The 1433-nt window shown below is 63.8% G+C and carries 1 protein-coding gene; it reads right to left on the reverse strand.

Going from position 1 to position 1433, the window contains the following annotated elements:
- Positions 1–1433, reverse strand: a 1433-nt coding sequence (locus Vse01_RS29105; protein ID WP_204019283.1) for an AAA family ATPase, incomplete at both ends; no start/stop codon positions are given.

Consider the following 1433-nt stretch of genomic DNA (forward strand, 5'->3'; position numbering starts at 1 on the left):
GGAAGACGAGCTTGGATTTGTCGATGTTCTCCGGGTCGCCTTCGCAGTCGACCACGACGATCTGTCCTGGGGTGAGTTCGTTGAACAGGATCCGTTCGGAGAGGTTGTCCTCGATGTCGCGTTGGATGGTGCGGCGTAGCGGACGTGCGCCGAGTACCGGGTCGAAGCCCTTCTTCGCCAGGTACTTCTTGGCGTTGTCGGTCAGTTCCAGACCCATGTCCTTGTTGCGCAGCTGCGTCTCGATGCGGGAGATCATGATGTCCACGATCGAGAGGATCTCGTTCTCGCGCAGCTGGTGGAAGACGATGGTGTCGTCGATGCGGTTGAGGAACTCGGGCCGGAAGTGCTGCTTGAGTTCGTCGTTGACCTTCTGCTTCATCCGGTCGTAGTTCGACTCGGAGTCCTCCGAGGCCTGGAAGCCCAGCGAGACGGCCTTGGCGACGTCGCGGGTGCCGAGGTTGGTGGTCAGGATGATGACCGTGTTCTTGAAGTCCACGATCCGGCCCTGACCGTCGGTGAGCCTGCCGTCCTCCAGGATCTGCAACAGCGTGTTGAACACGTCCGGGTGGGCCTTCTCGATCTCGTCAAACAGCACCACACTGAACGGCCGACGCCGCACCTTCTCGGTCAGCTGCCCACCCTCGTCGTAGCCGACGTAACCGGGAGGGGCACCCACCAGCCGCGACACCGTGTACCGGTCGTGGAACTCCGACATGTCCAACTGGATCAGCGCGTCCTCGGACCCGAACAGGAACTCCGCGAGCGCCTTGGACAGCTCGGTCTTACCCACACCCGACGGGCCGGCGAAGATGAACGACCCCGACGGACGCTTCGGATCCTTCAACCCCGCCCTCGTACGGCGGATCGCCTTCGACACCGCCTTGACCGCGTCTTCCTGCCCGATGACGCGCTTGTGCAGCTCGTCCTCCATGCGCAGCAGACGCGAGGTCTCCTCCTCGGTCAACTTGTAGACCGGAATACCCGTCCAGTTGCCCAGCACCTCAGCGATCTGCTCGTCATCAACCTCGGACACCACATCGAGGTCGCCGGCCTTCCACTCCTTCTCCCGCTGCGCCTTCTGACCCAACAACTGCTTCTCGGTGTCCCGCAACTGCGCGGCCCGCTCGAAGTCCTGCGCGTCGATCGCGGACTCCTTGTCCCGACGCACCTGCGCGATCCGCTCATCAAAGTCCCGCAGGTCCGGCGGCGCCGTCATCCGACGGATCCGCATCCGCGCACCCGCCTCATCGATCAGGTCGATCGCCTTGTCCGGCAGGAACCGATCAGAGATGTACCGATCGGCCAGCGTCGCCGCCGCCACCAGCGCGGCGTCGGTGATGGAGACGCGGTGGTGCGCCTCGTACCGGTCCCGCAGACCCTTCAAAATCTCGATGGTGTGCGCCAGCGACGGCTCACCCACCTGGATCGGCTGG

Origin of the sequence: Micromonospora sediminimaris (genome assembly GCF_016863575.1) — a bacterium.
Lineage (GTDB): Bacteria > Actinomycetota > Actinomycetes > Mycobacteriales > Micromonosporaceae > Micromonospora > Micromonospora sediminimaris.